The organism is Herbaspirillum hiltneri N3, assembly GCF_001267925.1.
Taxonomy (GTDB): domain Bacteria; phylum Pseudomonadota; class Gammaproteobacteria; order Burkholderiales; family Burkholderiaceae_D; genus Herbaspirillum; species Herbaspirillum hiltneri.
On the sequence record NZ_CP011409.1, the window covers coordinates 1248329 to 1272472 of the forward strand.

At 61.5% G+C, this 24144-nt stretch carries 23 protein-coding genes; 14 read left to right on the forward strand and 9 right to left on the reverse strand.

The features are described 5' to 3' along the window. Window positions 1-95 precede the first annotated feature (95 nt). Together F506_RS05615 and F506_RS05620 are read right to left on the reverse strand one after the other, a co-directional pair. Window positions 96-641, reverse strand: coding sequence for a DUF3828 domain-containing protein (locus F506_RS05615; protein ID WP_053195719.1), 546 nt, complete (start codon window positions 639-641; stop codon window positions 96-98). Between the two features lie 137 nt (window positions 642-778). Then, window positions 779-1081 carry an antibiotic biosynthesis monooxygenase family protein gene (locus F506_RS05620; RefSeq protein WP_053195720.1) on the reverse strand — a complete coding sequence of 101 codons (303 nt, stop codon included), beginning with the start codon at window positions 1079-1081 and terminating at the stop codon, window positions 779-781. Between the two features lie 338 nt (window positions 1082-1419). Here F506_RS05620 and F506_RS05625 point away from each other — a divergent pair, with 338 nt between their 5' ends. The 3 genes from F506_RS05625 to F506_RS05635 all read left to right on the forward strand — a co-directional run bounded on the left by F506_RS05625 (window position 1420) and on the right by F506_RS05635 (window position 4346). Next, complete coding sequence (locus tag F506_RS05625) at window positions 1420-2718, forward strand: solute carrier family 23 protein (RefSeq protein ID WP_053195721.1); 1299 nt, start codon at window positions 1420-1422, stop codon at window positions 2716-2718. 255 nt (window positions 2719-2973) lie between these two features. Next, complete coding sequence (locus F506_RS05630) at window positions 2974-3219, forward strand: EexN family lipoprotein (protein ID WP_053195722.1); 246 nt, start codon at window positions 2974-2976, stop codon at window positions 3217-3219. Between the two features lie 113 nt (window positions 3220-3332). Beyond that, a complete protein-coding gene (locus F506_RS05635) occupies window positions 3333-4346 on the forward strand; it encodes a transporter (RefSeq protein WP_053195723.1) in 1014 nt (337 codons plus the stop codon). Window positions 4347-4492: 146 nt separating this feature from the next. On the opposite strand, the gene F506_RS22590 is transcribed toward F506_RS05635, so the two are convergent. From F506_RS22590 to F506_RS05655, 4 genes are all read right to left on the reverse strand, one after another. Continuing rightward, entirely contained in the window at window positions 4493-4897 is a 405-nt protein-coding gene (locus tag F506_RS22590) for a YXWGXW repeat-containing protein (protein WP_083457625.1), read from the reverse strand. A 257-nt stretch (window positions 4898-5154) separates the two neighbouring features. Continuing rightward, window positions 5155-5664: a DUF1993 domain-containing protein gene (locus tag F506_RS05645; RefSeq protein WP_053195725.1), complete on the reverse strand. Its 510-nt coding sequence runs from the start codon at window positions 5662-5664 to the stop codon at window positions 5155-5157. Window positions 5665-5718: 54 nt separating this feature from the next. Beyond that, on the reverse strand, window positions 5719-6021 hold the full coding sequence (locus F506_RS05650; protein WP_053195726.1) for a hypothetical protein: 303 nt from the start codon (window positions 6019-6021) through the stop codon (window positions 5719-5721). A gap of 60 nt (window positions 6022-6081) precedes the next feature. Next, entirely contained in the window at window positions 6082-7836 is a 1755-nt protein-coding gene (locus tag F506_RS05655) for a glutamine--tRNA ligase/YqeY domain fusion protein (RefSeq protein WP_053195727.1), read from the reverse strand. A 212-nt stretch (window positions 7837-8048) separates the two neighbouring features. Between F506_RS05655 and F506_RS23480 the strand changes: the two genes are divergently transcribed. Continuing rightward, entirely contained in the window at window positions 8049-8192 is a 144-nt protein-coding gene (locus F506_RS23480) for a hypothetical protein (RefSeq protein WP_167552700.1), read from the forward strand. 140 nt (window positions 8193-8332) lie between these two features. Further along, the gene (locus F506_RS05660; protein WP_053195728.1) at window positions 8333-8797 is read left to right on the forward strand and encodes a DUF2269 family protein; all 465 of its coding nucleotides are present in this window, start codon (window positions 8333-8335) and stop codon (window positions 8795-8797) included. A 2-nt stretch (window positions 8798-8799) separates the two neighbouring features. Here the strand turns inward: F506_RS05660 and F506_RS05665 are convergent, their stop codons facing one another. After that, on the reverse strand, window positions 8800-9597 hold the full coding sequence (locus F506_RS05665; protein ID WP_200907714.1) for a LytR/AlgR family response regulator transcription factor: 798 nt from the start codon (window positions 9595-9597) through the stop codon (window positions 8800-8802). 19 nt (window positions 9598-9616) lie between these two features. Beyond that, window positions 9617-10705 (reverse strand): sensor histidine kinase, encoded by a 1089-nt coding sequence (locus tag F506_RS05670; RefSeq protein ID WP_053195729.1) that lies wholly within the window; start codon window positions 10703-10705, stop codon window positions 9617-9619. A 182-nt stretch (window positions 10706-10887) separates the two neighbouring features. On the opposite strand from F506_RS05670, the gene ugpQ reads away from it, so the two are divergent. The 6 genes from ugpQ to F506_RS05700 all read left to right on the forward strand — a co-directional run bounded on the left by ugpQ (window position 10888) and on the right by F506_RS05700 (window position 16409). Continuing rightward, window positions 10888-11649, forward strand: coding sequence for a glycerophosphodiester phosphodiesterase (gene ugpQ, locus F506_RS05675; protein ID WP_053195730.1), 762 nt, complete (start codon window positions 10888-10890; stop codon window positions 11647-11649). A gap of 47 nt (window positions 11650-11696) precedes the next feature. After that, window positions 11697-12206, forward strand: coding sequence for a hypothetical protein (locus F506_RS05680; protein ID WP_053195731.1), 510 nt, complete (start codon window positions 11697-11699; stop codon window positions 12204-12206). Between the two features lie 167 nt (window positions 12207-12373). After that, window positions 12374-12589, forward strand: coding sequence for a hypothetical protein (locus F506_RS05685; RefSeq protein ID WP_053195732.1), 216 nt, complete (start codon window positions 12374-12376; stop codon window positions 12587-12589). 300 nt (window positions 12590-12889) lie between these two features. Beyond that, on the forward strand, window positions 12890-15514 hold the full coding sequence (gene alaS, locus F506_RS05690; RefSeq protein ID WP_053195733.1) for an alanine--tRNA ligase: 2625 nt from the start codon (window positions 12890-12892) through the stop codon (window positions 15512-15514). Window positions 15515-15528: 14 nt separating this feature from the next. Next, window positions 15529-16080 carry an NUDIX domain-containing protein gene (locus tag F506_RS05695; RefSeq protein WP_053195734.1) on the forward strand — a complete coding sequence of 184 codons (552 nt, stop codon included), beginning with the start codon at window positions 15529-15531 and terminating at the stop codon, window positions 16078-16080. A 95-nt stretch (window positions 16081-16175) separates the two neighbouring features. Then, on the forward strand, window positions 16176-16409 hold the full coding sequence (locus tag F506_RS05700; protein ID WP_007876134.1) for a sulfurtransferase TusA family protein: 234 nt from the start codon (window positions 16176-16178) through the stop codon (window positions 16407-16409). Between the two features lie 119 nt (window positions 16410-16528). On the opposite strand, the gene F506_RS05705 is transcribed toward F506_RS05700, so the two are convergent. Further along, window positions 16529-18139 (reverse strand): FMN-binding glutamate synthase family protein, encoded by a 1611-nt coding sequence (locus tag F506_RS05705; protein WP_053195735.1) that lies wholly within the window; start codon window positions 18137-18139, stop codon window positions 16529-16531. Between the two features lie 346 nt (window positions 18140-18485). Here F506_RS05705 and F506_RS05710 point away from each other — a divergent pair, with 346 nt between their 5' ends. From F506_RS05710 to rluB, 3 genes are all read left to right on the forward strand, one after another. Then, the gene (locus F506_RS05710) at window positions 18486-20621 is read left to right on the forward strand and encodes a putative bifunctional diguanylate cyclase/phosphodiesterase (RefSeq protein ID WP_053195736.1); all 2136 of its coding nucleotides are present in this window, start codon (window positions 18486-18488) and stop codon (window positions 20619-20621) included. 465 nt (window positions 20622-21086) lie between these two features. Then, complete coding sequence (gene scpB / locus F506_RS05715; RefSeq protein WP_053195737.1) at window positions 21087-22088, forward strand: SMC-Scp complex subunit ScpB; 1002 nt, start codon at window positions 21087-21089, stop codon at window positions 22086-22088. Further along, window positions 22075-24048, forward strand: a complete 1974-nt coding sequence (gene rluB, locus F506_RS05720; protein WP_053195738.1) for a 23S rRNA pseudouridine(2605) synthase RluB — start codon at window positions 22075-22077, stop codon at window positions 24046-24048. The genes scpB and rluB overlap by 14 nt, the downstream gene beginning before the upstream one ends. Window positions 24049-24144 lie beyond the last annotated feature (96 nt).

A 24144-nucleotide genomic window follows, 5' to 3' on the forward strand; every position in this document is an offset into this window, starting at 1 on the left:
GGACTTTGCGTGTACGTGGCAGCTGTTTGCAGGGATGTTATCGGACGCGCCGGCGCATTTCTTAATGCGCCGGCGGAAGAGACGAAAAACCGTCGTCAGTTGAATTCGCTGATGATGCTGCTGAGGGTGTCGGTGAGATATTCGCGCTGCGACGACTGGTCGCTGCCGAGGAATTCGATGTCGTCGATGCGCCATTGCTTGTCTTCCCTGACCAGCATCAGCTTGTCCTTCCACTTCTCTTCATCGCCGCCGTTGCCGCTCTTGTAGGTGAATTTCACCTGGCAAGAGGCGTGCGCGTCTTCGCTTTCGCAGCTCTCGACCTGGTATGCCGTTGCACCTTCGAACAGCGAGGTGAACAAGTCTCCGTCCACCAGCGGCGGCAGCGGATCGGTAGAGGCGGCGTGGTATTTGATCTCGGTTTCGGACGCCTGGCTCAGCAGCTTGAACAGCGCCTGCGAGACGAACGGCTGCAACTGTTTCAGTTCGTCCGCGCTCGGGATGCCGGGACTGTGGGTCTTCAGATGCTGCTGGTAAAACCCGGAAATCACTTTTTCCTGCAAGTGCGTATCGTCCGGCGGTTCGCCGCAGCCGGCCGCGAGGGCGACTGCCGACAAGGCGGCGAGGCGGGTAAGAATCTTCATGCGCGTGGTCCGGGTGTATCGATGGGGAGGTGCCGTCAATCAGTCGGGGCAGGCAAGCGGCATAGCGTTGCCGGTCCTTGTTCATTGCGGCAGGATCGTCTGCCGCAATGACATGCCGATGACATGTTGACCGGGTTTTACTTCGAGCCGCTCAGCAGCGCAAAGTGTTCGACATTCGGCGCACCGGCGAAGAACGGGCCGACGATGCCGCGCCATTCGGTGAAGGCAGGCGATTCGCGGAAGTCGACGGTATGGTTTTCCAGTGTCGCCCATTGCACCATCAGCAGGTAGCGTTCCGGCGCTTCGATGCCCTTTTGCACCTGGTGGCCGAGATAGCCCTTGGCCTTGGCGATGGTTTGCGCGATGCCGCGCTGGATGGCTTCGTCGAATTCAGCCTGTTTGCCTGGTTGGATGCGGATGTCGGCAAGTTCCAGAATCATTGTTGTCTCCGTTTGAGCGTGTGAGTGGTGAAGCGGGGCTTGATTATTACATTTTCCCGGCGGCATCGCGTGATGCATGGTCGGGCGGTTGCTGAAAAACTTTCAACGCCGGCGCGGCCAAATTGGGGCAGCACCGGTCCACGGCGGGGAATTCTGCACCGCGACAACGCAAGCCGGCGCGGCAGCGCATTTTTTTTGCGTTTTTCGATGGATTCAGGCCCTGGAGCAATTGTCATTTGCACCTTGCCTCAATACACTAGCGGTCATTCAACAACAAGGCGCATCGAGGCTTCCGGCCCGGCGCGCCATATAACAACCTAACACTCGGAAGGAAATTCATGGCGGGTTCATATTTCCCACAATGGCGTGTGCGCAGCGGCACGTCGGATGGACAAGGACAGGTTATCGCAGCCGATGAACGCCTGCCGATGCCGCAGACGGTCGCCATGGGGGTGCAGCACGTGGTGGCGATGTTCGGTTCCACCGTGCTGGCGCCGCTGCTGATGGGCTTCGATCCTAACCTGGCGATTCTGATGTCGGGCATCGGCACCTTGCTGTTCTTCCTGCTGGTGGGCGGCCGCGTACCGAGCTATCTCGGTTCCAGCTTCGCCTTCATCGGTCTGGTGATCGCCGTCACCGGCTATGCCGGACAAGGTCCGAACGCCAACCTCGGCGTTGCGCTCGGCGGCATCGTCGCCTGCGGCGTGGTCTATACGCTCATCGGTTTCCTGGTCGGCATCGTCGGTACGCGCTGGATCGAAACCCTGATGCCGCCGGTAGTGACCGGTTCGGTGGTTGCGGTGATCGGCCTGAATCTCGCGCCGATCGCGGTCAAGGGCGTGACCGGCAACAACTTCGACGCCTGGATGGCGCTGGGCACGGTGTTGTGCGTGGGCCTGGTGGCGGTGTTCACGCGCGGCATGATGCAGCGCTTGCTGATCCTGATCGGCCTGCTGCTGGCGTATGTGATCTACGCCATCCTGACCAACGGCGCCGGTCTCGGCAAGCCCATCGATTTCAGCGCGGTCGCCAATGCAGCGTGGTTTGGCGTCCCGAGTTTCGCGGCGCCGGTGTTCAAGGCCGAAGCCATGGCGCTGCTGGCGCCGGTCGCCATCATCCTGGTCGCGGAAAATCTCGGCCACATCAAGGCGGTCAGCGCCATGACCGGCCAGAACCTCGACAAGTACATGGGACGCGCTTTCATCGGCGACGGCCTGGCGACCATCCTGTCGGGCAGCGTCGGCGGCACCGGCGTGACGACCTACGCCGAGAACATCGGCGTGATGGCGGTCACCAAGATCTATTCGACGCTGGTGTTTGTGGTGGCGGCGGTGATCGCGATCGTGCTGGGCTTCTCGCCGAAGTTCGGCGCGGTGATCCTGACGATTCCGGGCGCAGTGCTGGGTGGCGTGTCGATCGTGGTGTTCGGCCTGATCACCGTGTCGGGCGCGCGCATCTGGGTTGAGAACAAGGTCGACTTCTCCAACAACACCAACCTGATCGTGGCAGCGGTCACGCTGGTGCTGGGTGCGGGCGACTTCACGCTGAAGCTGGGCGGCTTTGCGCTGGGCGGCATCGGCACCGCCACGTTCGGTGCGATCATTTTGTATGCCTTGCTGAGGAAGCGCGGCGCATAAAGTTGTCGAAACAAAAACGCGGCCCGACAGCCGCGTTTTTTACATGCAAGGTTTTACCGATTCAATCTTCGCGGACTTGCCCATTACGTGCCCATTACTTGCCAGATTTCCATTGAGCAATGTTCCCGAACTTACTATACTAACGCGTGGCAATTGCTTTGCATCTGATCAGGCTCGGGAAGGGGACTGCGGTGCGTACGAAAGAATTGCCTCTTGCCGGCCGCGGCTATCACTCAAAAAACAGGAACACGCCGTATGAAGATCTCTTTGACACATTCCCTCGCGTTGTTGTGCGTTGCCGCTGCGCCCATGCTCTCCTTGTCGGGTTGCGACGCCTTGGCAGGCAAGAAGGACTACGCGTATTTCCGCCAGCATCTGGATGAAGCCAAATCGGTGGCCGACCAGTGCCAGATGAACGGCACCTCGGGCATGTCCAAGGCGCAGATGTCGCAATGCGACGCCGCCCGCGACGCATACGCCAACCGCAACTACAGCTACTGATCCCGCTCGTCCCGGGGCAAGGCGGCGCTGCCTTGCCCTGGCGCCGGCCTTGTCACAAAATTGTCAAAGTCGGCCGGTAGAATCCAGCGTTTTCACGTCGATAGCGCCGCGCCATGCACAATCCCCCGGACACGCCCCAGGCTCTGCACTTGCTGTATGAACCTGCGGGCTTCATTTGCGCGTTCCGTTTCGACGAGGGCCGTGCCACCCAGTTGAAGTGGCATGAAGTCATGGCGGGGAAAATTCCCTCGCCGGCCTTCAGCTGGCTGCACGTCAAGACCGCCGACGTCAAGGTGCGCCACTGGATGGAAACCAGCGACGACATCCCCGAACACATCAGCGAATTCCTGCTCAGCAGCGATACTCATCCCTGCCTGCACACCACCGCCAACGGCTTCTACGGCACGCTGGCCGATATCAAGATGGAGATCGGCGACACCGGCACCGAGAAGGGCGCGCTGCATTTTTTCCTCGACAGCAATCGCCTGCTGACGCTGCGCACGCAACCGCTATGCTCGACCAACATGCTGCGTCAGAAAGTGCTCGACGGTGCCCCGTTCGACAATTCGATGGAGTTGTTCGCCGAGTTGCTACGCTGCCTGGCCGACGGTTTCGACGCCCGCGTGGCGCAGCTCAACGACAAGGTCGACGACATCGAAGAATCGGTATTGTCGGATCGCCGTCCCGAAGACCGCAGCGAACTCAGTGCGATCCGTCGCCAGTTGGCCGAACTGCGTCGCCACATTACGCCGGAGCGGCGTCTGCTGAGTCAGCTCAATCGCCTGCGGCCGTCGTGGGTGCCGACCGCCGCGCTGGAAGAACTCAACCACGCGCTCGATGAACTCAACGAATTGCACCTGACGCTGGAAGCACTATATGAACGCGCCAAGCTGCTGCAGGAAGAAATCGCTTCGCAGATGTCCGAGCAGATGAACCGCAATCTGATGGCCTTGTCGATCCTGACTGCGTTGCTGATGCCGGCGACGCTGGTGTCGGGCATCTTCGGGATGAACGTGGCGGGTTTGCCGGGGCTGCACGACGAGGCCTCGTTCATGATGGTGATGTGGGTGATGATAGGCCTCGGCGTAGCGACGGTGGCTTTGCTGAAGTGGCTGAAAATCTGGTGATCGCTGATCGCTGATCGCTGATCGCCGATCGTTTCCTCAAAAAGAATTCATAACGCTCGACGCGACTGCGGAGAAATGCACAAAGCGCAGCGAGTGACGCGCTTTGTGCGATCCGACCGGCAGATTGCCGGTCGACGATGCCGGGATCAGCAATTTCCTTTTTTTGCTTGTCCCGGAGGGCAATGATAGCGGGGGCCGTCATGACGATCGTCGTCGTCATGTTCGTGACGGCGTTCTTCGCCCCGGCGCCAGCCGCCGCGATGCAGCTCCCATCCGCGTGGTCCCTCGCGCCATTCGGGACGCTCATATTCATAGCCGCGGCGCACGCGTTCCCAGTGTCCCTGCACCCATATATGGCGATGTCCATCCCAGTTCCAGTATCCGGGCGCCCACAGGTAACCGCCGCGTGGCGGAGGGGGCGCTTCGTAGCGTGGTGCGGGGGGCGGCGTGCCGATATTGATGTCGACGCTGACTTGTGCCGCGGCCTGTCCGGGCAAGAGCGCTGTCATGCAACTGAGGGCGAGTACGGAAGCGTAGAAAAAGCGTTTCATTTGGTGCCTCTTTTTTGATTTTGAGTGAATCGCACTATACCGAGAATTTTTCTTTCGCCAACGGATGATGCATTTGATTACATTTGACATCGCTTCAGCCCCAAGCAGATGTTGACGAGGCTTCAACGGAAGTTTAGCTCCGTACCGTATTCTCCTGTCAAAAAAAAATCCTTCCGTAAGCAACTACGGAAGGATTTTCAATACTCTCTGCGCCATCTGATCGTCCGCGATGAACGGCGGGCGCTTCCTGCGCAAGATCAGTAAGTGCCGATGTAGTCGCTCTTGCCGACTTCGACGCCGTTGTGACGGAAGATGTCGTAAGCGGTGGTGACATGGAACAGGAAGTGCTGGATACCGTAGTGCAGCAGGTAGGCTTCGCCGGTGAAGCGCTTTTCCTTCGGCGTGCCGGGACGCAGCACGATTTCACGCTCGGCGGCGCCGTCGAACTGTTCCGGCTTGAGGGTCTCGATGAAGGCCAGGGTCTTGTCCAGGCGCGCCTGCAGATCGGCGAAGCCGGCTTCGTTGTCTTCGTACGGCGGCACCTCGACATTGGCCAGGCGCGCCGGCACGCCCTTGGCGAAGTCGGCGGCGATCTGCACCTGGCGGGTCAGGTTCAGCATGTCGGGAAACAGGCGCGCCTTGAGGAAGGCGTCGGCGTCGATGTTCTTCGCAGTCGCATGTGCTTCGGCCTTGGCGAGGATGCCCTTGAGGCTGTTCAGGCCTTGCTTGAAGACGGGCACTGAGGCGTTGTAGAAAGAGATGGTCATGTTGCAGTCCTTTGGTATGTGCCTGCATGCGCAAATGCGCATGTCCGGGGTTGATTATCTTGTATAGCTGAGATGAAGCGGACGGAATTTCGAGTACAGCCACAGGCCACAGGCGAACAGCGTGCCGAGGAAGCCGGTGAAGATCAGCGCCATCATGATGCCAACGAACGGCGAGGCGATCAGGCCCATCAGGCCGGTCAGGTGCTGGCCGTTCCAGACGATGGTTTCGGCGCCGAAGAAGGCGAACAAGCCCATCAGGACGGCCAGCGGCACCATCGAGAACGTGGCGGCGATGAACAGGACCTTGTACACCGTGCCGAAGGAGAAGCGCTGGATTTGCAATGTTTCAAACATCATGGACTCGCAAGAAAATGCCGGCGTCCCGGGATGCCGGCGGGAATAATATTATTGGAATGATTATTTGGCGACCCAGCTGTCCTTGAGCGTGACGGCGCGGTTGAACACCGGCTTGCCGGCCACGGAGTCGACCCGGTCGGCAACGAAATAGCCGTGGCGTTCGAACTGGTAGATCGCGCCGGCTTCGGCGGTCTTCAGCGTCGGTTCCAGGTAGGCGGTGATGACTTCCTTCGAGTTCGGATTCAAGGCCAGCTTGAAGTCCTTGCCGCCGGCGTCCGGATGGGCATCGGTGAAGAGGCGGTCGTACAGGCGCACTTCGGCTTCCAGCGCGTGGTCGGCGCTGACCCAGTGCAGGTTGCCCTTGACCTTGTAGTTGGCGCTGCCGGGCGTGCCGCTCTTGCTGTCTTCGAAGTAGTTGCAGTGCACGGCGACGACGTTGCCGTCGGCGTCCTTGTCGCAGCCGGTGCATTCGACCACATAGCCGTAGCGCAGGCGCACCTTGTTGCCGGGGAAGAGACGGAAGTAGCCCTTGGTCGGCACTTCCATGAAGTCTTCTTTTTCGATCCACAGGTTTTTGGTGATCGGGAACAGGCGATGTTCGCTGTCATGCAGCGGGTGCGCCGGCGGATAGACCGGAGCGCTGCATTCGACGCTCTGGCCTTCCGGGAAGTTGTCGATGATCAGCTTGAGCGGACGCAGCACGGCGACGGCGCGCGGCGCCTTCGGATCGAGGTCGTCGCGCAGCGCGCCTTCGAGGATGCTGTAGTCGATCCAGCTGTTGTTCTTGGACGCGCCGGTGCGGTCGCACATCAGGCGGATCGCTTCAGGCGTGTAGCCGCGGCGGCGCAGGCCGACGATGGTGGGCATGCGCGGATCGTCCCAGCCGCTGACGATCTTTTCGTCGACCAGTTGCTTGAGCTTGCGCTTGCTGGTGATGATGTAGGTCAGGTTCAGGCGCGCGAATTCGTATTGATGCGGCAGCGGTTTCTTGAAAAAACCTTCTTCGGCCAGGCGTTCCAGCACCCAGTCGTAGAACGGGCGCTGGTCTTCGAACTCCAGCGTGCAGATCGAGTGGGTGATGCTTTCCAGCGCGTCTTCGATCGGATGCGCGTAGCTGTACATCGGATACACGCACCACTTGTCGCCGGTATTGTGGTGAGTGGCGTGGCGGATGCGGTAGATGGCCGGATCGCGCAGGTTCATGTTGGGGCTGGCCATGTCGATCCTGGCGCGCAAGATCAGCGTGCCGTCGGCGTGCTTGCCGTCGCGCATTTCCTCGAACAGGCGCAGCGATTCATCGGCGGGGCGGTTGCGCCACGGCGAATCGGTGCCGGGTTCGGTCAGCGTGCCGCGGGTTTCGCGCATCTGTTCGGCGTTTTGCTCGTCGACGTACGCCAGGCCCTTGCGGATCAGCGCCTGCGCGCCGGCGTACATGACGTCGAAGTAATTGCTGGCGTAATACAAGTGCGGCTGGCCGCTGTGGTCCCAGTCGAAGCCCAGCCATTTGACCGAGTCGATGATGGTGTCGACGTATTCCTGGTCTTCCTTCTCCGGATTGGTGTCGTCGAAGCGCAGGTGGCAGCGGCCGTTGTAGTCGCGCGCCAGGCCGAAGTTGAGGCAGATCGACTTGGCGTGGCCGATGTGCAGGTAGCCGTTCGGCTCGGGCGGAAAGCGGGTCACTACCTGCGGCAGGGCGTGGCCCTGCTTGTCGCTGCGTTCGGCATACGTGCCGGAAACGAGGTCGGCTTCGATGATGCCGCGCAGGAAATTGGTGGATGGTGCCGGAGTGTGACCGTTTTTCAGTTCGTTGCTCATGGATGCTTTGTGGGGAGACATATATGTATAGACAGACATTTTACCGCAGCAAGCGGTATTGACGGGGTTTTACGGCGCATCGCCGGTACATCGCCGGCACTTCCGGCGGCGTGGGGCGGGAAATAATTGATTACACCTGATACGGATGCGAATTACCTGCCGTTTTCCTTTGCTGGCAAGCTGCGTTCATCGTCAAGTCCAAGGAGGACGTCATGAAGAAGCTGCTCAAACTCGCCGTCGCCGGCATCCTGGTCGCCACCTCGCTGTCGGCCTGCATCGTGGTCCCGGCGGGCCCGCCGCACGGCGGCTATTACCGCCATGGACCGTATTACGGCGGCGGCTATTACGGTCGCTAGGGCGTGGGGAAGGACCGGGCTACGGAGCCGTAGCTGCAATTCATTCCGCGCGGACGGCGTTTCGTCGCATCGCGCTGTTTCTCCCCTGCGCCGCCGCAGATACTGGAATCCTGATCCGATTACATCAACAGGAGAATTCCATGTCTGCCGGCTTCCTCAAGACCCTGCACGTGCTGGGCGTCGTGCTGTTTCTCGGCAATATCATCGTCACCGCCTTCTGGAAGATCATGGCCGATCGCACCCGCGATCTGGCCGTGGTCCGTTTCGCCGTGCGTGCGACCAACTGGGCGGATGTGTTTTTCACGTTCGGCGGCGTGGTGCTGCTGTCCGTCGCCGGGCGTTCTCTGGCGGCGCAGAGCGGCATGCCGGATGTGCTGTGGCTGCGTTGGGCGTATGGCTTGTTTGCCGCGACCGGATTGCTGTGGCTGGGCCTGCTGATTCCCTTGCAACGGGCGCAGGCGAAGCTGCTGGCGCCGTTGCCGCGCGACGCTGAGATTCCGGCGCGCTACTGGCGCTTGTCGCGGATCTGGGCCGTCGCCGGTACGGTGGCGACGCTGCTGCCGTTGGCAATCGTGTGGCTGATGGCGGCCAAGCCGTCGCCGTGAACCTACATCTGTCGGAACAAGTGCGCAAACAGGCGGCTCACGGCCAGCGTCTCGGGCCGCTTGCGCAGTTTCAATGACAACTTGCCGGCTTCATCGCGCTGTGCGGCGGCGACCTCGGCGATCTGCACGACGGTGCCGCGATGCACCTGCCAGAAACGCTCGGGGTCGAGCTGCGGGATCAGTTCCTTGAGGCTGGTGCGGATCAGCGCTTCGCCATCCGCGGTGACGACGTTGACGTACTTGTCGGTGGCTTCGAAATACACGACGTCGTCGACAGGAATCAGCCGGACCTGGTTGCCGACGGCGGCGCGAATCATGCGCAGGCGCTCCTGAGGCGCGATTGCGGCCGGCGCCAGGCCGCGCAGCTGCGCCAGCACCTGTTCCAGTCCCTGATCACCCATGTCCTTCAATCTTGCCTGCAGGCGCGCGACGGTGAGCGCCAGGCGCGCGTCGTTGGCCGGCTTGAGCACGTAGTCGATCGCCGCCTGCTCGAAGGCCCGGATCGCATATTCGTCATAGGCGGTGACAAACACCAGCAAAGGAAACGGCCGCGTGTCCGGCCATTCGTCGGCCAGTTCGCGGGCCGCTTCCAGGCCGCTCTGGCCGGGCATCTTGATGTCGAGGAAAAGGACGTCGGGCTGCAGCGCCAGCGCTTGCTCGACGGCGGCCATGCCGTTGGCGGCGATGCCTGCGATCTCGAGGCCGGGCCACAAGCGCTGCAACTGAGCGGACAGGGCGTCGGCGAGCAGGGTTTCGTCTTCGGCAATCAGGGCGCGGGCGGGTGGCGACGTGATGGGCATGGCGGGCACGATCGGCGGGTTAGTTGGGTTCGGTGTAGGACTTCTTGAGAGCGTACATGGGGATGGTGATCTGCGCGACGGTGCCGGCGGGGATATTGTGCGTCAGCGTCAGCTCGGCCTCCGGTCCGTACAACACTGACAGGCGTGCGCGGATATTTTCCAGGCCGAGGTGCGTGCTGTCCGGACGATTGTAGCTGGCCGTGCTGTGCAGGCCCATGCCGGTGTCGAACACGCTGATGATCAGCAGCTCCTGATGGCGGGTCACGCTGACGGTGCAGTCGCCGCCGTCGATCTTGGGTTCGAGGCCGTGGCGGATGGCGTTTTCGACCAGCGGCTGCAGCAGCATCGGCGCGATGCGCTGGCGTCGCAACTCATCCGGCAGCTGCAAAGTGTAGGTCAGGCGCAAGCCCATGCGCAGCGACATCAGGCCGAGGTAGGCCTTGATCAGATCGAACTCCTGGCCCAGCGAAGTCTGTTCGCTGCGCGAGGTCGACAGCGTGGCGCGCAGGTAATGGATCAGCTGGTCGAGCATCTGCTGGGCGCGCAGCGGTTCGCTGGAAATCAGCGTCTGCAGCGTCGCCAGCGTGTTGAACAGCATGTGCGGCTCGATCTGCGCCTGCAGCATCTGCAGTTGCGCTTGCAGCGCCTGCTTCTCGATGACGACGTTGCGCGCTTCCAGCGCCGCCATTTTTTCGCGATTCCAGTAGAACAGGGTGGCGCCGACGCAGGCCACCAGGATCAGGACGATCACGCCGATGGTGTTGTTGGCCTGGCCCGGGGTGAATATCCTCAGCGGATAGCCGAGCAGGGAGCTGGCGATCATGTTGCCGATGACGAACGACAGCGGCGCGAAGATCACCAGCATCAGCAGGAAGCCGGGTTTGTTCGGTTCGTCTTGCCCCCACAGCAGCAGGCGGCCACAGTCGATCAGCACCATCGCGGTGGTGCCGATGCAGATCGAGAACACCAGGTTTTCAACGAAGCCGGCGCCGATGCGCATGAGGTAAGTGACCACCAGCGCGCACAGCAGGTTGATGATCATGGTCGGCAGCAGGCCGCGCAGCAGTTCCGGCGGGATGAGGCGTAAGCGTGAAACGGGGATATTCATGAAAAGTTCTGGGGGAATCCGATGAGTTCTCTGATGGCGGAATGGTAACCCGATTCGGCAGCCGCACCAGCCCCCGGCGACGAAGCGGCGAATCGGGACGATGAAATGCTGTTATCGCGCCGTCGCCCGGCATAGAATGTCGGCACTAAAAACGCGTTCCAAATTCTTGCAGGGAGAAAAATATGTGGCCTTATCCAAAAGTGGCGGCGCATCGCGGCGGTGGCACGCTGGCCCCGGAAAACACGCTGGCGGGCTTCCGCTGCGGCATGGAGCACGGCTTCCGGGCGGTCGAATTCGACGTCATGCTGACCGCCGACGAGCAGGCCATCCTGATGCACGACCCGGTCTTCGGCCGCACGCTGCCGGGCGAAGACAAGGTCGCCGAGCACACGCTGGCGCAGTTGCAGCAGCTTGACGCCGGCGGCTGGCATAGCCCGCAATATGCCGGCGAAAGGGTCTGCACCTTGCAGCAAGTTCTGGAATTCAGCCGCGCCAACGGCATCTGGATGAACATCGAAATCAAGCCGGCCGGCGACGCCTGGGCGGTGCGCACCGGCGAGGTCGCGGGAGAAGTGACGGCACGCTTTTTCGCGGCTGAAATCGCCGCCCACGTGCCGGGGCAGAATGACCGTACGCTGCCCTTGTTCTCGTCGTTTTCCTTCGACGCGCTGATGGCCGCCAAGCGGGTCGCGCCGGGTATCCCGCGCGGTTTCCTGGTCGATCGCATTCCCGCCGATTGGGAAGCGCGCTTGCAGGCGCTCGACGCGGTGGCGTTGCACACAAGTCACAAGAATCTGACGCCGGAGCTGGCGCAGGCGGTGAAACACGCGGGATATGGTTTATTCTGCTACACCGTCAACGACCCGGCCCGCGCAGAAGAGATTCTGGGCTGGGGCGTGGATGGCTTCTGCACCGACCGCATTGATCTCATCGGTCCGGCATAAGTGGATAAGAGCAACGAAGAAAAACCAGTTCAGGGAAGCAAGGAATCATGAAAACCAAGGGCATGCTCAGCATGCTGGCGGCAGCCGCCGCCATTGTCATCACCAGCAATGCCGGCGCGCAGGCCGGCGCCAGCCAGAAGAAATACACCGACGACAGCATCGTACGCGACCTCAAGGCCGGCAAGCTGACCGTGCGCGAGGCGCAGATCCTGCAAGACCGCCGAGATCACGGGACGGCAAAGGTGGTCGCCACAACCCCCGCGTCGGGGACCGCACCAAAAACCGGCGCGACCCCGAAGAAGGTGCACGCCGCCAAGCCGGTGAAGCAGGGGAAAGCCGTCAAGAAGAAGAGCAAGGCGCCCGTCAGGCAATTGACCAGTCCGCATTCCAGGCACGCGGCGCAGAAAGCGCATGCAGCAAAGGCCAGGCCGGTCGCCCGGCCGCACCATGCGGTCGCGGTGAAGGAGCAGCCGGCCAAAACGGCGAGCGGGAAAGACCACGCTGCCACCAAAAAAGCCGAACCGGTCCGCAAAACTGCGGTGAAATATATCAGGTAATTCCCGAATGGATTTCCGGTGCGCGCCGCTTAAACTATGTCAACGCGAATCGGAATCCTGGCGTTACAGCACAGACAGGCCGCATGTCAGAGCGGATTCGCCGAATTGACCGGGAGACGTGACAATAATCGTCAGCGAGCTTGTAAGAACCAACTTAAGAGGAAAAGATGAAACTGAATAAATTACTGGCAGCCGTACTCGTTGCCGCTTTCGCCATGCCTGTCCTGGCACAGAATGCACCTGCAGCAGCGCCTGGCGCTCCGGCAGCAGCCGCACCGGCAGCCAAGGCGCCGCATGCCAAGCACAAGAAACACAAAAAGCACAAGAAGCACAAGAAACACGCCAAGAAGAGCAAGAACGGCAAGCTGTATCAAGGCGCTTGATTTACCGGAGGGGATTTTGGCCAGGCAAGTCGTGAGGGGGATAGGCCGGAGGGTTCCGAGGCCAGTCTGATTCAGGTTGCAGGTTGATATCGCCATTGACCCGTTGGGAGCAATCCGAACGGGTTTTTTTACGTCTTTTTCCCGATCGGACCTGTTGACTTGCGGCAAACGTCCTGCAGGCCTTGCCGACCATGATCGGGGCAGGGCTAATCACGTATAATCACCGGTTCACAGCAGCCGGTTCACAGCCGCTCTTTCTGCCACATCATTTTTGCACCGTTTTCTTTACAGTCCTAGAACATGAACTCAGCCGAAATCCGCGACAAGTTTCTGAAATTCTTTGAATCCAAGGGACACACCATTGTCCGTTCGTCCAGCCTGGTGCCGGGCAACGACCCCACCTTGTTGTTCACCAACTCCGGCATGGTCCAGTTCAAGGACGTGTTCCTGGGCACCGACAAGCGCAATTACGTGCGCGCCACCTCCGTGCAGCGCTGCCTGCGCGCCGGCGGCAAGCACAACGATCTGGAAAACGTCGGTTACACCGCGCGTCATCACACCTTCTTCGAAATGCTCGGCAACTGGTCTTTCGGCGATTATTTCAAGCACGACTCGCTGGTCTGGGCTTGGGAGCTGCTGACCAAGGTCTACGGCCTGCCGGCTGAAAAGCTGTGGGCGACCGTCTATGAAACCGACGATGAAGCCTACGACATCTGGCACAAGGTCATCGGCCTGCCGAAAGAGCGCATCGTGCGCATCGGCGACAACAAGGGCGCACCTTACGCCTCCGACAACTTCTGGCAAATGGCCGACACCGGCCCATGCGGTCCCTGCTCGGAAATCTTCTACGACCACGGTCCCGATGTCTGGGGCGGTCCTCCGGGCAGCCCGGAACAGGACGGCGACCGCTACATCGAAATCTGGAACAACGTGTTCATGCAGTTCGACCGCCAGATCGATCCGAAGACCGGCGAAGCCACGCTGACCCCGCTGCCGGCGCCGTGCGTCGACACCGGCATGGGCCTGGAACGCCTGGCGGCGATCCTGCAGCACGTGCACAGCAACTACCAGATCGACCTGTTCCAGCGCCTGATCAAGGCCGCTGCGCGCGAAACCAAGGTCGACGATCTGGAAAACAATTCCCTGAAGGTCATCGCCGATCACATCCGTGCGACCTCCTTCCTGATCGTCGACGGCGTGATTCCAGGCAATGAAGGCCGCGGCTATGTGCTGCGCCGTATCATCCGCCGCGCGCTGCGTCACGGTCACAAGCTGGGCCAGACCCAGCCGTTCTTCTACAAGCTGGTCAAGGATCTGGTCGCCGAAATGGGCGCCGCCTATCCGGAACTGCCGGCCGCCGCTGCGCGTGTCGAACAAGTGCTCAAGCAGGAAGAAGAACGTTTCGGCGAAACGCTGGAACACGGCATGAAGATCCTCGAAGCCGCGCTGGCCAAGAATGCCGGCAAGCTCGACGGCGAGACCGCCTTCACGCTGTACGACACCTACGGTTTCCCGCTCGACCTGACCGCCGACATCTGCCGCGAACGCAATGTCGAACTCGACGAAGCCGGTTTCGCCACTGCCATGGAGCGCCAGAAATCGACGGCCCGCGCCGCCGGTAAATTCAAATCGGCTGCCGGCATCGAATACAGCGGCGACAAGACCAAATTCGTCGGTTATGACGCGCTGACGCAGCAGGCCAAGGTCACTGCGCTGTACGTCGACGGCAGCGCCGTCGCCAAGGTCGAAGCCGGCCAGGACGCCATCGTGGTGCTCGACACCACGCCGTTCTACGCCGAATCGGGCGGCCAGGCGGGCGACGCCGGCGTGCTCGAAGCAGCCAATGCGCTGTTCGCGGTGGCCGATACGCAAAAGATCCAGCCCGATGTGTTCGGCCATCACGGCAGCCTGGTCAAGGGTTCGCTGGCGGTGGGCGATGTCGTGGAAGCCAAGGTCGACGGCGAGCAGCGCGCGCAAACCATGCGCAACCACTCGGCCACTCACCTGATGCACAAGGCGCTGCGTGAAGTACTGGGCGACCACGTGTCGCAAAAGGGTTCGCTGGTCGACGCCGACAAGACGCGTTTCGACTTCAGCCACAACGCACCGATGAGCGCCGATGAAATCCGCCGCGTCGAAGAAATCGTCAACCGCGAAATCCTCGCCAATGCCGCGACCGAAGCCAAACTGATGGGTTACGACGATGCCGTCGGCGCCGGCGCAATGGCGCTGTTCGGCGAGAAGTACGGCGACGAAGTGCGCGTGCTGTCGATCGGTTCGTCGCGTGAACTGTGCGGCGGTACGCACGTGTCGCGCACCGGCGATATCGGCCTGTTCAAGATTGTCGCCGAAAGCGGCGTCGCAGCCGGCATTCGCCGCGTCGAAGCCGTCAGCGGCGAAGGCGCACTGGCGCTGGTGCAGACCCTCAGCAACCGCGTCGCCGAAGCGGCCGCGGCCCTGAAGGCGCAGCCGGAAGAACTGACCCAGCGCATTGCGCAGGTGCAGGACCACGTCAAGGCGCTGGAAAAGGAACTGGCCGGATTGAAATCCAGGCTGGCGTCCAACCAGGGCGACGAATTGCTCGCGCAAGCGGTCGACGTCAACGGCATCAAGGTGCTGGCGGCAACACTGGAAGGCGCCGATGTCGCCACCCTGCGCGAAACCATGGACAAGCTCAAGGACAAGCTCAAGACCGCCGCCATCGTGCTGGCTTCGGTCAAGGACGGCAAGGTCAGCCTGATCGCCGGCGTCACCGCCGATGCGACATCGAAGGTCAAGGCCGGTGAACTGGTCAACTTCGTCGCCCAGCAAGTCGGCGGCAAGGGCGGCGGACGTCCCGACATGGCGCAAGCCGGCGGTACGGATCCAAGCGGTTTGCCGAACGCGCTGCAAGGCGTGGCGGCTTGGGTCGGCACAAAAGCTTAAGCACGAACGCCTCCATGAGCGACTTCAAGTTTTGTCCCGTCTGCGCCGCCTCGCTCGTGATGCGCGCCGATGAACAAGAGGCGGGCAAGCTGCGGCTTGCCTGTCCCGAAGGCCATTGGACGCACTGGGACAATCCCTTGCCGGTGCTGGCCGCCCTGGTCGAGATCGACGGCAAGATGTTGCTGGCGCGCAATGCGGCCTGGCCGGAAGGCCGTTTCGCACTGATCACCGGCTTCATGGAGCGCGACGAAACACCGGAGCAGGGCATCGCGCGAGAAATAAAAGAAGAAACCAATCTGGATGCCAACCAGATCACCCTGATCGGCGTTTATGAGTTCATGCGCAAGAATGAACTGATCATTGCGTATCACGTGAAAGCCTCGGGTGAAATCAAATTGTCTCCCGAATTGCTGGAGTATCGCCTGGTGGCGCCGCCCGATTTGCGGCCTTGGCCGGCGGGGACGGGATACGCAGTGGCGGAGTGGATGCGGCGGCAAGATTTGCCTGTCCAGTTCGTTGAATTCGCCGGCTCATCCACCCCGTTAGTTTCCCCTGCACAACAGTAGTGCGCGAAATACAACATAGTATGTTGCGACGCACCAAGGCGGTTCAGGTTGGAGTAGAATTCTCGAACGATCACTAGGAATTTTTGATTCACAGTATGGTTATTGAATTTCACAGAGAGCTGGATGCGCGGGGCCTGAATTGCCCGCTGCCGATACTGAAAACCAAGAAAGCGTTGGCCGACATGTCGAGCGGTCAGGTATTGCGCGTGACGGCGACCGACACCGGTTCGGTGCGCGATTTCCAAGCTTTCGCCAAGCAGACCGGCAACGATTTGCTGTCGCAATCGCAAGAGAATCAGGAATTCATTTTCTTCATGAAGCGTAAATAATATTTAAGAATAGTTGCCTTGGCGCCAGCGCCGCTTCTACGCCAGACAAGCATGAAAAACGCCCGCAATCGCGGGCGTTTTTCTTTGGCGCGCCGTACGGCCGCACCACATGAATCAACTCAATGGAAGGTGCTGCCGATTTCCGGATGGAAGCTCTCGGCGCGTGCAATCGGCCAGTATTTTTCATAGACCTGGTAACGGTAATTGCCGGTGATCAGGTCGCCCGGTTCCAGGTATTTCAGCATCTCCGACAGCAGCTGGATTTCATGGTCGTTGATGCGATGAACGATGTGGAACGGACGCAGCGCCGAGGTGTGCGGCAAGCCGGCCGCCTGCACCAGTTCCTGCAGCGCGTGCAGCGTGCTCTGGTGGAAGCGGTAGACGCGTTGGGCCTTGTCCGGCACCACCAGCGCGCGGGCGCGCGTCGGATTCTGCGTCGCCACGCCGGTCGGGCAGCGATCCGTATGGCAGCTTTGCGACTGGATGCAGCCGAGCGCAAACATGAAGCCGCGCGCCGAATTGCACCAGTCGGCGCCGAGCGCCAGCGTGCGGGCGACGTCGAAGGCGGTGATGATCTTGCCGCTGGCGCCGATCTTGACGCGGTCGCGCATGCCGATGCCGACCAGCGTGTTGTGCACCATCAGCAAGCCTTCCTGCAGCGGCATGCCGACGTGGTCGGTGAACTCCAGCGGCGCGGCCCCGGTGCCGCCTTCGGCGCCGTCGACGGTGATGAAGTCGGGCACGATGTTGGTTTCCAGCATGGCTTTGGCGATGCCGAAGAATTCCCAGGGATGGCCGATGCACAGCTTGATGCCGGTCGGTTTTCCACCCGACAGCGTGCGCAGTTTTTCAATGAATTGCAGCAGGCCGATCGGCGATGAGAACGATGAGTGCACCGCCGGCGAAATGCAATCGACGCCCATCGGGATGCCGCGCGTGGCGGAAATCTCCGGCGTGATCTTGGCTGCCGGCAGAACGCCGCCGTGGCCGGGTTTGGCGCCTTGCGACAATTTCACCTCGATCATTTTCACCTGCGGCGCGTTGGCCTGGACCGCGAATTTCTCTTCGTCGAAACTGCCGTCGGGATGGCGGCAGCCGAAGTAGCCCGAGGCGATCTGCCACACCAGGTCGCCGCCGAATTCTCGGTGATAGGCCGAGATCGATCCTTCGCCGGTGTCATGCGCGAAGTTGCCTTTTTTTGCGCCCTGGTTGAGCGCGCGAATGGCGTTGGACGACAGCGAACCGAAGCTCATTGCCGAGACGTTGAAGACTGACATCGAGTACGGTTGCGCGAGGCCTTTGCCGACGACGACACGGAAGTCGTGGCTGGCGATCTTGGTCGGCGACAGCGAGTGGCCGATCCATTCGTAGCCGGCCAGCTTGACGTCGAGTTCGGTGCCGAACGGGCGGCTGTCAACGTCGGCCTTGGCGCGTTGGTAGACCACGCTGCGCTTCTTGCGCGTGAAGGGCGCACCGTCGTTTTCACCTTCAAAGAAATACTGGCGGAGTTCCGGACGGATCGCTTCGAACATGAAGCGGAAATGGCCCATCAGCGGATAGTTGCGCAAGACTGCATGGCGGCGTTGCACGATGTCGCGCACGCCGATCACGCTCAGCACCAGCGGCGCCGCAGCCCACCACCAGCTGACCATATGGCCCGAGGCGAGGATGGCGAGCGCCAGCGTCAGAAAAATCACGAACCACAATATCAGGTAACGAGTTGCCCACATACCAGCGTCCTTTTTGTTGTTTGTCAGGCGGTGTTGGGATTCTACTGCCGACGGCGCTCCGGCATGGGCCGAAAAGAATGGTGTTTTCGGCAATCGCCGGGGCTTCATGGCTGCGCCAGATTGGTGCATTGTTTCGCGGAGGCAATAGCCGGGGAAACGGCATGGGTATTGCTTTGCGGATACACATACTCAAGCGTTTGTGCTGGGCCTGCGCTGCAGGGCAGGATGGTTGAGTGGCATTGTTATTGCTTATTGTGATCAAAAAAGTACGCTTCACTACATAGGCGTCATGTAGTCCCCGGCAGCTGTTGCCGGACCCTTCGTTTCCCCTTTCGTTACTCCATTTATGAAGATCGTCGCTTCCCTGATTCCGTCAGACAACGCCGCCGCCATTACGTCCATCGCCAGGCCGTCGCGTCTGCTCGAAACCCTGTTGGCCAATCTGGACGGCATGGTGTATCGCTGCCGCGACGACGATGAATGGACCATGGAGTTCATCAGCGAGGGTTGCCTGGAGCTGACCGGCTACCAACCCGAAGACTTGCTGTTCAATCACCGCATCTCGTACGAAGACATCACTCATCCCGAAGACCGCGAGACCGTGCGCCAGACCATCCGGGCCTGCCTGGACGGCAAGCGCCGCTTCGAGCTCGAATACCGCATCGTGCGCGCCGACGGCGACGTACGCTGGGTGTGGGAGCGCGGCGTCGGCATCTACAATGCCGCCGGCACGCTGGATGCGCTGGAAGGCTACGTGCAGGACGTGACCGCGCGCAAGGAGGCCGACCAGGCCTTGCTCGAAGCCGAACGGCGCTATCGCAGCATCTTCGAGAACGCCATCGAAGGCGTGTTCCAGTCCACTCCGGACGGCGGCTATATCGCGGTCAACCCGGCGCTGGCGCGCATCTACGGCTACAAGTCGGCCGATGACCTGATCGTCAGCCTGCGCGACATCAAGCATCAGCTGTATGTCGAGCCCGAGCGTCGCACCGAGTTCATGCGCATGATGGCCGAGTTCGGTTCGGTGTCGAACTTCGAATCGCGCGTCTACCGCCGTGACGGCGAGATCATCTGGATCTCCGAAAACGCCCGCGCCGTGCGCGACGAAGCCGGCACTCTGATGTTTTATGAGGGCACCGTCGAGGCCATCACCGAGCGCAAGCTGTACGAAGCCGAAATCCGGCATCAGGCCACGCATGACGCGCTGACCGGCCTGCCCAATCGCACCATGCTGCACAACCATTTGCAGCGCGCGATCCAGAGCACGCGGCAAAAGGGCACCTTGACGGCGGTGGTGTTCGTCGACCTCGACCAGTTCAAGTTCATCAACGACAGCCTCGGCCACCAGGTCGGCGACGAGCTGCTCAAGACCGTGGCGCAGCGGCTGGTGTCCTGCGTGCGCGAAACCGACATGGTGGCGCGCCAGGGCGGCGACGAATTCGTGCTGGTGCTGCAGAATCAGCCGGACGAAAACCGCATCACCGAAGTCCTGCAGCGCATCCTGTCCGCCGTGGCGCGGCCGTGGGTGGTGGGCGATCGCGAGTTCCACGTCACCTGCAGCATCGGCGTGAGCCGCTGTCCGACCGATGGCCGCGACGTCGAAACGCTGCTCAAGAACGCCGATTCGGCCATGTACAAAGCCAAGGAGCTGGGGCGCAACAACTTCCAGTATTTCGCCGGGTGGATGGATGCGCAGGTCAGCAATCGCCTGGAGATGCTGGTCAGCCTGCGGCGCGCGCTCGACCGCGACGAATTCAAGCTGTATTACCAGCCCAAGATCAGCCTGGCCAATGGCCGCATCATCGGCGCCGAGGCGCTGATCCGCTGGATCACGCCGGACCAGGGCATGGTGCCGCCGGACCGTTTCATCCCGTTTGCCGAGGAAGCCGGCCTGATCGTGCCGATCGGGGAATGGGTATTGCGCACCGCCTGCGCCCAGAACAAGGCCTGGCAGGACGCCGGCCTGGCGCCGATTCCGGTGGCGGTGAACCTGTCGCCGCGCCAGCTCGACCAGAATCTGCCAGAGTTCGTGCGCCAGGTATTGGCCGAGAGTTGCCTGGCGGCCGCCTGGCTGGAGCTGGAAATCACCGAAAACGTCGTCATGAAGGACGCCGAAAAGACCGTCGCGACACTCAATGCGCTCAAGCGCCTGGGTTTGCAGGTGTCGGTGGATGACTTCGGCACCGGCTATTCGAGCCTGAGCTACCTGCGCCGTTTCCCGGTGGATGCGCTCAAGATCGACAAGTCCTTCGTGCGCGACATTGCCCGCGATACTGATAGCGCGGCGATCGTCAAGGCGGTGATTTCATTGGGCCACATCCTCAACCTGCGGGTGATTGCCGAAGGGGTGGAAGACCAGGAGCAATATAACTTCCTGCTCGAAAACGGCTGCGATGAAGTGCAGGGTTATCTGCTCGGCAAGCCGATGCCAGCGGAGGATTTCACCCGACGGCTGGAGCTGGAAAAGAAGGCTGCCGGCTGATCCGGCCAGTCGGGCGGCCCCGCGGTGGAGGGCATTTGTTGCCTTGCCGTCACGTTGCAAATACTGTCTGACTGTCGCAACGATGCGCGATTGAGGCGACAACCGCCCGGGCCTTTGTGCTAAACTCCGCGCAGTATATTTTGCATTTTGCCTCCGGCCACCCGAAAACTCAGCTCGGCGCCGCCTGCAAGGTCAAAAGTTGAAATGGTGCGAGAATCTGGGAACTCAGGATTCTGTATTCGCAACCAAGCCTTATTTTCCCGCTCATCTTCAACCTCCTATAAATCGAGCGCCGGGAAGCAGCACCAACAGCATCAGGCAGCAATTCAGGTTCACAACCTGGCAGCACCGTTGGCGCTGTGATGAACTCAACCCGCGCAGCCAGGCTTCGTATAGTCCGTATATCCGATATATCCGAATAGTCAGCCGCGAACTTTTATTAAACAAGCCGCACACGAGTCGTACATGAATACTATTGAGGCCAAGAAAGTCCTCGAAACAGCATTGCTATGTGCCCACGAGCCATTATCAATCAACGAACTGAAGAAGCTTTATGTCTCAGGTGACGATACCGTCAGTGAAATAACCGCGGACATCATCCGGCAAATGCTGGAAGAGCTGCGCGAAGACTGGATCGACAAGGGTGTGGAAGTGGTCAGCCTGTCGACCGGCTGGCGTTTCCAGAGCCGGGCCGAAATGAAGGTCTACCTGGACCGCCTGAATCCTGAAAAGCCGCCTAAGTACACCCGCGCCACGCTCGAGACCCTGGCCATCATCGCCTATCGCCAGCCGGTTACCCGCGGCGATATCGAAGAGATTCGCGGCGTGACGGTCAGTACCCAGACCGTCAAGCTGCTGGAAGATCGCGCCTGGATCGAGGCCATCGGCCATCGTGACGTGCCCGGCCGTCCGGCGCTGTTTGCGACGACCAGGAAATTCCTCGACGACCTGGGCCTGACTTCACTGGATCAGTTGCCGCCGTTGAAGACCGTGACCAAGGATGGCGTGGTCGATCCGGGCGCGTTGCTGGAATTGCAGGCGCTGGAAGCCGGCATGCAGGCCGACCTGCTCGCTCAGGGCGAAGCGGAGGCTGCTGCCGCTGCTGCAGGCGAGTCAGCTGAAGCGGTCGCGATTGCCGAAGTCGCCGATGGCATCGCCGCGGAACTGACGACGGAAGAAGCTGCCGAACCGATTGAGTTTGCCGAAGAGGCCGATGCCGCCGAAGTACCCGAAGCAACCGGGGTGGCGGAAGAAGCGGTTGCCGAGACTGCCGTGGAAGAAATTCCGGGGGAAGACATCGAGAATGACGTGGATGCCATCGCACCAAGCGTCGCCAATCACGAAGAAGTGCAGGCTGAAAGCCCTGCTTCTGCTGAAGACATTCACACCAACGACCTCGCCTCCGGCCACGCAAGTGACGCCGCGCCCGGTCTGAATAACCGCGATTCAAATAATGAAACCATCTAGTTCCAATGATGATCAGCAGATAGACCTGCCCGGCGCCGCTGACGCCACTGCTGCCAAGCCGGTCCGCAAGCGCACCAAAAAGGTCGCGGCGGAAGAAGTCGTCGCCGAAGTTGCCGACGCTGCTCCGGCGGTGAAGCCTGCCAGGGCGCCTGCCAAACCGCGCGCCAAAAAGGTCGCTGCGGAGGCCCCGGCTGAAACGGCCGCAGCCGCACCGGCCACAGTGGAAGCCGCCGCCGATGCGCCTGCGCCGAAGAAGCGTGCGCCGCGCGTCAAGAAGGTGGTCGCCGATGCTGATGCCGGTTCGGCCGCTGTCGTCGAGTCTGCTCCTCAGGCTGCAGAAGCGCCCAAGGTTATCGTCACCATTGGCGAAGAAATTACCGCCGCGCCGGTCCTGCTTGATGCGCCGACCGACAGCGCACGCACCAAGCCTGCACGCCGCGGCGTACGCGGTCCGCGCGCATTGCGCAACAATCGCGCTGCACAGCGCGCCGCTGAAGCTGGCGAAGGTGAGCAGCACCACGCAGTTGCCGGCGAAGAGCAGGCAATCCCGGCGGATGCCAACGCGCCGGTTCCGGTCGCCGACCAGGCCATGGCGGAATCGCGCCGCGACGGTCAGGGCCAGGATCGCAATCGCCAGCAAAAAGGCAAGAAACCATTCGCCAAGGGTGGCAAGCCGAAAGCGCCGCAACTGGGTTTGCGTGCGCATGACGCCGGCGACGACGTGTTTTCGTTCGTCACCTCCGACGCCTACGACAAGGAAGACGGCGCCCGCAGCGGCGCGCGCGGCACGCATCAGCTGCGCGGCAAGAACGGTCGCCGCGACCTGACTTCGGAAGACGACGCACCCAAGCTGCACAAGGTGCTGGCCGACTCCGGTCTCGGTTCGCGCCGCGACATGGAGGAGCTGATCGTGGCCGGCCGCGTGTCGGTCAACGGCGAGCCTGCCCACATCGGTCAGCGCATTCTGCCGACCGACCAGGTCCGTATCAACGGCAAGTTGCTGCAACGCAAAGTCAGCAAGAAGCCGCCGCGCGTGCTGGTGTATCACAAGCCGGCCGGCGAAATCGTCAGCCACAACGACCCGGAAGGCCGCGCCTCGGTATTCGATCGCCTGCCGAACATGAAGGCAGCCAAATGGCTGGCCGTCGGCCGTCTCGACTTCAACACCGAAGGTTTGCTGTTGTTTACGACTTCCGGCGACCTGGCCAACCGGCTGATGCACCCGCGTTACAACATCGAGCGCGAATACGCCGTACGCACGCTGGGCGAACTGGAACAAGGCATGCGCCAGAAACTGTTGCACGGCGTCGAGCTCGATGACGGCATGGCGCAGTTTTCCAAGATCGCCGACGGCGGCGGCGAAGGCGTCAACAAGTGGTACCGCGTGACCATCGGCGAAGGCCGCAATCGCGAAGTGCGCCGCATGTTCGAAGCCATCGGCCTGACCGTGTCGCGCCTGATCCGCACCCGCTACGGCGTCATGTCGCTGCCGCAAGGTCTCAAGCGCGGCCGTTGGGAAGAGCTGGAAGAAAACGCCGTGCGCAGCCTGTTGGCAGTGTGCGGCATGGAAAAGCAAGGCGGCGCCGATGCGCCCGCTGGCAAGTCCAAAGGCAATGGCAATGGTAATCGTAGCGGCAACGGTGATGCTCAGCCGCGCAGCAACGCCAACGCCAATCCGATGCAGCCGCGCGGTCCGCGCCGCGATCAGCAACCGTCCTGGCAAGGCCAGGGGCAGGGGGCGCGCCAAGGCCAAGGTCAGGGTTCGCGCCAGGGGCAAGGCCAGGGCGGACGTCCGCAGGGCAACAAGCCGCGTCAGCCGGATCCGCTGCAGACCGCACTGGGTTTCCCGGACGCCGGCCAGCGTCGCCATAATCGTCCGCAACGCAACGGCGGCGGCGGTGGCGGCATGTCCGGGCAAGGCATGGGCACGGGCGGCCTGCCGCGTCGCCGGCGCGGATAAGTCTTTGATTGCTCGGGAATTTCTTTTTGGAAATATCGGGCTGTCTGCAGTATGTCCGGCAATCTTGAATTGCCGGACATACCGTAATCGGTTATA

Coding starts and splice junctions, on each gene's coding strand:
- F506_RS05615 (WP_053195719.1), bottom strand. CDS start 641: ATGAAGATTCTTACCCGCCTCGCCGCCTTGTCGGCAGTCGCCCTCGCG.
- F506_RS23480 (WP_167552700.1), top strand. CDS start 8,049: ATGAAGAAGCTGCTCAAACTCGCCGTCGCCGGCATCCTGGTCGCCACC.
- F506_RS05655 (WP_053195727.1), bottom strand. CDS start 7,836: ATGAGCAACGAACTGAAAAACGGTCACACTCCGGCACCATCCACCAAT.
- F506_RS05680 (WP_053195731.1), top strand. CDS start 11,697: ATGAAAACCAAGGGCATGCTCAGCATGCTGGCGGCAGCCGCCGCCATT.
- F506_RS05630 (WP_053195722.1), top strand. CDS start 2,974: ATGAAGATCTCTTTGACACATTCCCTCGCGTTGTTGTGCGTTGCCGCT.
- F506_RS05665 (WP_200907714.1), bottom strand. CDS start 9,597: ATGCCCATCACGTCGCCACCCGCCCGCGCCCTGATTGCCGAAGACGAA.
- F506_RS05660 (WP_053195728.1), top strand. CDS start 8,333: ATGTCTGCCGGCTTCCTCAAGACCCTGCACGTGCTGGGCGTCGTGCTG.
- F506_RS05685 (WP_053195732.1), top strand. CDS start 12,374: ATGAAACTGAATAAATTACTGGCAGCCGTACTCGTTGCCGCTTTCGCC.
- F506_RS22590 (WP_083457625.1), bottom strand. CDS start 4,897: ATGAAACGCTTTTTCTACGCTTCCGTACTCGCCCTCAGTTGCATGACA.
- F506_RS05650 (WP_053195726.1), bottom strand. CDS start 6,021: ATGATGTTTGAAACATTGCAAATCCAGCGCTTCTCCTTCGGCACGGTG.
- F506_RS05620 (WP_053195720.1), bottom strand. CDS start 1,081: ATGATTCTGGAACTTGCCGACATCCGCATCCAACCAGGCAAACAGGCT.
- alaS (WP_053195733.1), top strand. CDS start 12,890: ATGAACTCAGCCGAAATCCGCGACAAGTTTCTGAAATTCTTTGAATCC.
- F506_RS05625 (WP_053195721.1), top strand. CDS start 1,420: ATGGCGGGTTCATATTTCCCACAATGGCGTGTGCGCAGCGGCACGTCG.
- rluB (WP_053195738.1), top strand. CDS start 22,075: ATGAAACCATCTAGTTCCAATGATGATCAGCAGATAGACCTGCCCGGC.
- F506_RS05700 (WP_007876134.1), top strand. CDS start 16,176: ATGGTTATTGAATTTCACAGAGAGCTGGATGCGCGGGGCCTGAATTGC.
- F506_RS05670 (WP_053195729.1), bottom strand. CDS start 10,705: ATGAATATCCCCGTTTCACGCTTACGCCTCATCCCGCCGGAACTGCTG.
- F506_RS05705 (WP_053195735.1), bottom strand. CDS start 18,139: ATGTGGGCAACTCGTTACCTGATATTGTGGTTCGTGATTTTTCTGACG.
- F506_RS05710 (WP_053195736.1), top strand. CDS start 18,486: ATGAAGATCGTCGCTTCCCTGATTCCGTCAGACAACGCCGCCGCCATT.
- scpB (WP_053195737.1), top strand. CDS start 21,087: ATGAATACTATTGAGGCCAAGAAAGTCCTCGAAACAGCATTGCTATGT.
- ugpQ (WP_053195730.1), top strand. CDS start 10,888: ATGTGGCCTTATCCAAAAGTGGCGGCGCATCGCGGCGGTGGCACGCTG.
- F506_RS05695 (WP_053195734.1), top strand. CDS start 15,529: ATGAGCGACTTCAAGTTTTGTCCCGTCTGCGCCGCCTCGCTCGTGATG.
- F506_RS05645 (WP_053195725.1), bottom strand. CDS start 5,664: ATGACCATCTCTTTCTACAACGCCTCAGTGCCCGTCTTCAAGCAAGGC.
- F506_RS05635 (WP_053195723.1), top strand. CDS start 3,333: ATGCACAATCCCCCGGACACGCCCCAGGCTCTGCACTTGCTGTATGAA.